This window comes from Candidatus Obscuribacterales bacterium (genome assembly GCA_036703605.1).
In the GTDB taxonomy this organism is placed as follows: Bacteria; Cyanobacteriota; Cyanobacteriia; order RECH01; family RECH01; genus RECH01.
Genome location: DATNRH010000200.1, coordinates 1 through 6,943, shown reverse-complemented (window position 1 = coordinate 6,943; position 6,943 = coordinate 1). Strand labels below are relative to the sequence as shown.

Genomic DNA, 6,943 nt, shown 5'->3' with positions numbered 1-6,943 from the left:
GATGGGGCATTCCGTCGCCATCCACACCCGCACCTACCACCGTTGGATCTCCCGTCGTGACCAACAGCAGGCCGTCGATGCAGCTCGGCAACGGCAGCGATCGCCCGTACTTCAGCCCCTCAGCGATGGCTAGTGGCCCGTAGGTTGCAGGGAAATGGGCATTCTCTGATCGCGTATCGCGAGAATGCTGTTAGGCAAAGCCGTAACGCATGATCTTGTAAGGCGTTGATGCGTTACGCGATCGCTCAGCCATCAACCCATCCCTGGAGTTTCTCACTCATAACGCCATCGAACTTGGCTTGAATCCTACAGGCTGCTACAAATCAGGAAACACCTGCTTCACCGCCGGATGGATCAAGGCACCTTCTGTGACATTCAGCCCTTTGCCCAAATTCCCATCCCGCTCCAGCGCCGCCGCGCCATGGTCTGCTAATTGCATCACATAGGGAAAGGTGCTGTTATTCAGCGCTTGGGTCGCCGTCCAGGGCACCGCGCCGGGCATATTGGGCACACCATAATGCACCACCCCCGCATCTACATAGATGGGGCTGGAATGAGACGTGGGGTGCAGGGTCTCAATGCAGCCGCCTTGATCCACCGCTACATCGACAATGACGGAACCGGGTCGCATCTTTTCTACATAGGCGCGGGGTACGAGGGTAGGAGCCTTGCGCCCTGGCACCAACACTGCCCCAATCAGCAGATCGGCCTCAGGTACGATCGCTTCGATCTGGGCCGCGCTGCTAAACACAAGCTCCACCCGTGATCCGAACAGCTCCTCCAGTTCATTCAACCGCGCTAGGTTAATGTCCACGATCTGCACCTGCGCTCCCAAGCCAATGGCCATCTTGGCGGCTTCGGTGCCCACCACGCCACCTCCGAGGATGACCACCCGGCCTGGGCGTACCCCCGGCACGCCCCCCAGCAAGACGCCGCGGCCGCCCTGCTGCTTTTCCAAGAACCTGGCCCCAAACTGCACCGATAGCCGTCCGGCAATGATGCTCATGGGCGTCAGCAGCGGCAGGGTGCGATTCACTTCCACCGTTTCGTAGGCGATCGCTGTCACCTTGGCGGCCATGAGCTGTTCCGTCAACGCGCGATCGGCGGCTAGGTGCAGGTAGGTGAACAGGATCTGACCGGCCTGCATCAGGTCATATTCTCCTGGGCGAGGTTCCTTCACCTTCACAACTAGCTGCCGAGACCAGGCCTCTTGCGCCGTGGACACCAGTTTGGCACCGGCTTGTTGGTAATCATCATCCGTGAAGCCCGCCCCATCTCCAGCCTGGGTTTCGACAAAGACCGTATGGCCGCGATCGCTCAACCCTCTAACGCTGCTGGGACTTAGCCCTACACGAAATTCCTGATCCTTAATTTCCTTAGGTACCCCGATCTCCATGCAAATCCTCATGCTAGATGACTATATGGTTCAGATTGCCTGAGACTGGCGCAAAACTGCTGTTGTACGGAACACGATTCCCTTGGCCGTTCCTAGATTGGTCCCAACTGGTTCAGCCAGAAGGCGATCGCTGCACTGCCCACCGGCACCGTGAGATTGTCAATACCTAGCTTTGAAAAGGCTTCTAAGGTCGTTGCACCAAGGGCAATCCCCACCGGCACCAGCCAGGTTTGCCAGACATTGCCCTGCACCCCCCACAAAATGCCGCTACTCACACCATAGCTAACCATGGCCATGGCACAGGAGCCTTCCCAGGTTTTTTGCATGCCCCATAGCTTATACAAATTCCGCCCAAAGCGTTGACCGACCAGCGCTGCCATGCCATCGCCCCAGGTCATAATCAAAATCCCCACGGCAGCATATTGGGGCATCTGCAGGGCCCAAAACCAGGCAATCAGGATGGCAAAACTAATGGCATAGAAGAAGGTGCCTAGGCTTTTGCGCCCCACGGTGTTGATCACCGGCAGAATGGGCAGTCGGTAAGACAGGAGAGCGATCGCACTGAACAAGATGGATGCACTCACCCCTAGCCAAGCGGGAATCTCCAACCACCAGGCTAAGAGAATCACGTTGCCAACCCCCATGTGAACAACTTTGCGAATAATTTCTGGCCCCGCTGGCGTGCGGCGATGGAGCGTATCGGCGGCAATACCCACCACTCCCAGCCAGAGGAGCACAATAGCGATTTGAAGCCAGATCGATGACTGAACCAGTTGCAGCATGAAGCCAGGGGGATGGGGTGAACCTAGGCTAGCGCGGAGCTAGCGCAAAGCAGCAATGTATGGCAAGACCAGTCGAGCTTCGGGCGATCGCTGGCTTGGCAGACATGAACTCTTTTACTGTAGAAGATTTTGGATCAGAGAGCGATCGCTCCTAGATGAATCGGCAATCCTGTCGATAGTCCCCATGTAATCCCCAACACTTTTGTATACTGAGACATGAGTTTGGTATTGACGGTGACATCTTCTACTCCTTCCATCGAATTTTTTGAGGGGATCTCAGAAGAGCTGAGTGGCGTCAGCCTCCGACGCGATCGCCAATCGGGACTGCGCATCGTGGTGCTGCAGTTCACCCGCCTGAAGTCCATTGAGCAATTCAACAGCTACCGCAAGCGTTTTGCTAAGGCGCTGCGGCTAACGGATGGGGAAGGTACTATCCTCATAGAGCCGTCCTCGGTTCAATTTGTATTTGGTGGCCCGGAAGGTGACGATCTTCAGCGGGTGGAATGCAAAATTGAGCTAGATCAAGAGGAGCACTGGGAGCGGTTTCAGCGATTTATGGATGCCTACGCGGCAGCTAATGGCATGGAATATGGTGAACCGCCCACCTAAAGCAGCATCAAGATGTTCCTTTAACTGGCTACACACCCATTCAACATCTGTGTCCACAAGATCTGTGTCCACAAGGTTTAAAACCCTTGCCTGGTAGGGTGCCGTTAGGCGAAGCCGTAACGCACCTCTCATGAGGCTTGGATGCGTTACGCTGTCTTCGGAGGCGAGGGGAATGGGTGAGGTGTTGGGCTACGTCACCCGGCTTGATGGTGTCGCCAAATTGTGTTGATCCCCCGAATTTTCCCTGAATAGGGGAGACTTAAAGATAGATTTTCCAGTCCATATTGATAAGGAGTAGGTGCATGAAGGTTGCCATCACGGGTGCAACAGGATTTGTGGGAAGTCGTTTGGTTGAACGACTGAGCCAAGCGGGCCATTCTGTCGTGGTATTCACCCGCAACCTAGGTCATGCTAATCGGGTGTTTCCCTCGTCATCCTTTCCCACAGTTACCAACATTGCCTACACACCAACCCAGGCCGGCGAGTGGCAGCAGGCGATCGCGGGTTGTGATGGCGTAGTGAATTTGGCCGGTGAGCCCATTGCGGAGAGCCGCTGGACGCCGGAACGCAAGCGGATCATTTTAGAAAGCCGCCAACTGACGACCCGTTTACTGGTGGATGCGATCGCCCAAGCTGATCCAAAGCCGTCTGTTTTGGTCAGCGGGTCTGCCATTGGCTACTACGGCACCAGTGAAACCGCTAGTTTTGATGAAACCAGTGGAGCGGGGAATGATTTTCTGGCGCAGGTGTGCCAAGCCTGGGAAGCGGAAGCTATGCGTGTCAAAGAAAGCGGCACGCGGTTGGTGATTCTGCGCACGGGTATTGTACTTGGCCTAGAGGGAGGAGCGATCGCCAAGATGATTACCCCCTTTCGCCTTTTTGCAGGTGGACCCCTTGGGACTGGGAAGCAATGGGTGTCTTGGATCCATCGCGATGACCTTGTGGAACTGATCATCCAATCGCTCAGCCAGCCGAGCTACGAGGGTGTCCTCAATGCCACCGCTCCCAACCCCGTGCGGATGTCAGAGTTCTGCCATGTCATGGGCGAGACTCTCAACCGTCCTTCTTGGCTACCGGTGCCAGAGATTGCCCTAGAAGCGCTCCTAGGCGATGCTGCCAAGGTGGTGCTAGAGGGACAGCAGGTACTCCCTCAGCGAACTCAAGCGGCTGGATTTCACTATCAGTTTGCAAACCTTCAAGCAGCGTTGCGCGATGTTCTAGGCTAGATCGAGATTAGGGCTAGGCAGCGATCGCCTTGATCCCCCCAAGGCAGTGATATAGGTCACCAGACATCTCCATCGCTGATACAGTCTCCAGGCAGGATAGGTGGAACAATAGAGTCGATTGTTTGACCATCTAGTTGATATATGAACCATCTGCCTTGCTCACGCCCCAAATCCTCCGGATTCACAGCCTTAATGCTGGAAGCGTGAGTAAATCATCTCATCATCTCCACCTATGCCCGATCCCGTCCTTAGGCTTGATCGATCGCCATCCATATCATCCACGATACGGATTCCTACAGGTGCTTTATCGCACGCATGAGGGACTGCGCGGGGAGGAGCGATCGCGGGCCAACGTTGCGCAGTAGCCACCATGGCAGCTAGCGCCAGAAAACGGGCACCCTAAGGATAGCTAAGGCGATAGATATATTCTTTTATGAGAGACAGCGGATCATGCAAGTTGATGAACTGCTGAGCCAGTATTCAGCAGGGGAACGAGATTTTCGCGAAATTAGCTTGGTGGGTCAAAACCTGAAGGGGCATGATCTCAGCGGTATTAATTTTCGTCGAGCCAATCTCAGTGGAGCAGACCTGAGTGGTACCAATCTCAGCATGGCTAATCTTCGGGAAGTGAACCTTTTTGGGGCAAATCTCAATCAAGCCAATTTGATTGAAACAAACCTAATTGGTGCAGACTTAACCCAGGCCAAGCTAGTTGAAGCCAATCTCACGGGTGCTGGACTGCGAGGAACACGCCTGATTCAGGTGAATATGAGCCGCAGTATTTTACAAGATGCCAATCTAGGGGAAGCTAGCTTGAATAAGGCGACGCTGCAGGCCGCTAATTTACGTGATGCTTGCCTCAATCGCACTAAGTTGATTGACACAAACCTCACGGATGCCATTCTTGAATCTGCCAATCTGACCAACGCTATTTTGACCGGGGCCATTCTCCGTGGTGCCAAGCTGATTGATGCCATTTTGCAAGGAGCTAACCTTGATGAGGCCAATTTAGAAGATTCTGATCTGCGTCGGGCTCGCTTCACGGGCGCGAGCCTCCTAAATGCCGTCTTTCGATCAGCTAACATGCGCGGTGTCAACCTCAACTGGACATCTATGCGTGGGGTAGATTTAACGGGGGCAAATTTGCATCGTGCTTCCTTAAGCTGGGCCAACTTGAGTGAAGCGAACCTCACCGATGCGATTTTGATTAGCGCTAATCTCAACCAGGTGAATCTTCACAATGCGATTCTCACGGGCACGATGATGCCCAATGCGATCGCCCATGAGTAGGCTAACGTTGCTAACTCCTAAAGGGAAGCTAGAGGGGCGATCGCTCCTAGCTGGCTCAATCCGGTGGCGGTGAGGAATTACGTTCCCAGAAAACCTGGTGGGTAAAGCCTTGAATGGCGGGATGTTGGTCGGCTAGTTCCAGCCGTCGCTCGGTTAACAGGCAGTAGTCTAGATTGCGATCGATGCCCAGATACTGACGTCCCAATTTTTTGGCGACCACCGAGGTGGTGCCACTGCCCACAAATGGATCCAAGATGACTTGACCGGGTTGGCTACTCGCTAGCACCAGTTTGGCGATCAGCTTTTCGCTTTTCTGGGTGGGATGATCGGTATTTTCGGGCATCGACCAAAAGGGAATGGTGATATCGCTCCAGAAATTAGACGGATGGGTATCACGAAAATTGCCGTCTTCAGTCGCCTGCCAGTCCTTAGGTTGGCCATCTGCATGGCGGTAGGGCGCTAGAACTCGCCGCCGGAGCTTGACAGCATCAACGCAGAAGGTGTAGCGATCGCTGACGGTGCAAAACCAAATATCTTCGCTCGCATTTTTCCAATTTTTCTTGGCTCCTCGTCCCTTTTCCCGCTCCCAGGTGATGCGATTTCGGACGACAAAATAGTCGGCGGCGACGGCAAAAATTGAGGTTGAGGAGCGCCAATCGCCGCAGATATACAGGCTAGCAGTTGGCTTCAGCAAGGGTATGAAGGCCAAAACTACCTGCCGTAGCCAAGCGGTATAGTCTTCAGCGCGTTGCTGGGTGAACTGGTAGCCGTGGAAATTTTTCGTAAGGTTATAGGGCGGGTCAAGAATGAGTAGATCGACTGACTGGTGCGGCATCTGGGAGGCAAACTGGAGGCAATCGCCCCAGAGAGTACCTGTGGGCAAGGGGGCTTGAGGCGATAGGGCAGCAGCATCGAGCAGACGGGGTTGGAGGCGATCGCGATCGCTCTCGGTGAGAATCAGGGTTCGATTCATGGGCCCCCGAGGTTGAGGTTCAGCCATAGGCATATCTCCGCTGCACACCGTGGATCTGAGGGCGATCGCTGGGTTGAACTGTCCCCAATTTCGACTACGCTAAACACTAACGGGCGTTCGACCCATTGTTTTAGACCCTTAACCAGAATTGAACCATGTCTCCCGATCTTCAACAAACGACTGGAGCCGATGCTGTAGATACAGCGATCGCTGCTGGCATTGATTTTGATGGTAGTCCGATTCCCACGGCAAAGCTTGATCTTTACACCACCGTCATGGGCTACGAGTCCAACCGGCAGCGCAGTGGTGTGAGCAATACGATGCGATCGCGGATTGTGCGGATTGGTGCGAAACATCTGCCCCAAGCGGAATTAAACCAAAAGTTGATCGATGCAGATTTTGCGCCGCTCAAGGATAAGGAAATCGCGTTTTACTACGGCGGCAAATAGAGGAGCAGAAGCCTTTCGAGGTATTCGCAGGGGAAGTCGGATCGGTCCATGGCATGGTTCAGATATGCCAGACTGCGCCCGGCTCTCTCCTCATATCCTGATTGGAATTCCTGACCTGATTGGAATTCCTAATTGAGAGCCTGCCTACTTGAGTTGACGGCGAATCTCGCGTAGGGATTGGTACATCTCCGGTAGACGGTTATACACGGCGGAAATTT

The 6,943-nt window shown here is 54.3% G+C and carries 7 protein-coding genes; 4 read left to right on the top strand and 3 right to left on the bottom strand.

Annotated features, from left to right (window positions below):
- Window positions 1–316: 316 nt before the first annotated feature.
- Window positions 317–1,396 carry an alanine dehydrogenase gene (ald, locus tag V6D20_04215; protein HEY9814997.1) on the bottom strand — a complete coding sequence of 360 codons (1,080 nt, stop codon included), beginning with the start codon at window positions 1,394–1,396 and terminating at the stop codon, window positions 317–319.
- Between the two features lie 92 nt (window positions 1,397–1,488).
- Window positions 1,489–2,178, bottom strand: coding sequence for a diacylglycerol/polyprenol kinase family protein (locus V6D20_04210; GenBank protein HEY9814996.1), 690 nt, complete (start codon window positions 2,176–2,178; stop codon window positions 1,489–1,491).
- Window positions 2,179–2,412: 234 nt separating this feature from the next.
- Here V6D20_04210 and psb28 point away from each other — a divergent pair, with 234 nt between their 5' ends.
- The 3 genes from psb28 (at window position 2,413) to V6D20_04195 (ending at window position 5,303) form a co-directional block, all read left to right on the top strand.
- Window positions 2,413–2,787 (top strand): photosystem II reaction center protein Psb28, encoded by a 375-nt coding sequence (gene psb28, locus V6D20_04205; GenBank protein HEY9814995.1) that lies wholly within the window; start codon window positions 2,413–2,415, stop codon window positions 2,785–2,787.
- A gap of 302 nt (window positions 2,788–3,089) precedes the next feature.
- The gene (locus V6D20_04200; protein ID HEY9814994.1) at window positions 3,090–4,013 is read left to right on the top strand and encodes a TIGR01777 family oxidoreductase; all 924 of its coding nucleotides are present in this window, start codon (window positions 3,090–3,092) and stop codon (window positions 4,011–4,013) included.
- Window positions 4,014–4,463: 450 nt separating this feature from the next.
- Window positions 4,464–5,303, top strand: coding sequence for a pentapeptide repeat-containing protein (locus V6D20_04195; protein HEY9814993.1), 840 nt, complete (start codon window positions 4,464–4,466; stop codon window positions 5,301–5,303).
- Between the two features lie 55 nt (window positions 5,304–5,358).
- Here the strand turns inward: V6D20_04195 and V6D20_04190 are convergent, their stop codons facing one another.
- Entirely contained in the window at window positions 5,359–6,303 is a 945-nt protein-coding gene (locus V6D20_04190) for a site-specific DNA-methyltransferase (GenBank protein ID HEY9814992.1), read from the bottom strand.
- Window positions 6,304–6,431: 128 nt separating this feature from the next.
- On the opposite strand from V6D20_04190, the gene V6D20_04185 reads away from it, so the two are divergent.
- A complete protein-coding gene (locus tag V6D20_04185; protein ID HEY9814991.1) occupies window positions 6,432–6,725 on the top strand; it encodes a DUF4090 family protein in 294 nt (97 codons plus the stop codon).
- The last annotated feature ends 218 nt before the right edge of the window (window positions 6,726–6,943 follow it).

Coding starts and splice junctions, on each gene's coding strand:
- ald (HEY9814997.1), bottom strand. CDS start 1,396: ATGGAGATCGGGGTACCTAAGGAAATTAAGGATCAGGAATTTCGTGTA.
- V6D20_04210 (HEY9814996.1), bottom strand. CDS start 2,178: ATGCTGCAACTGGTTCAGTCATCGATCTGGCTTCAAATCGCTATTGTG.
- V6D20_04200 (HEY9814994.1), top strand. CDS start 3,090: ATGAAGGTTGCCATCACGGGTGCAACAGGATTTGTGGGAAGTCGTTTG.
- V6D20_04195 (HEY9814993.1), top strand. CDS start 4,464: ATGCAAGTTGATGAACTGCTGAGCCAGTATTCAGCAGGGGAACGAGAT.
- V6D20_04190 (HEY9814992.1), bottom strand. CDS start 6,303: ATGGCTGAACCTCAACCTCGGGGGCCCATGAATCGAACCCTGATTCTC.
- V6D20_04185 (HEY9814991.1), top strand. CDS start 6,432: ATGTCTCCCGATCTTCAACAAACGACTGGAGCCGATGCTGTAGATACA.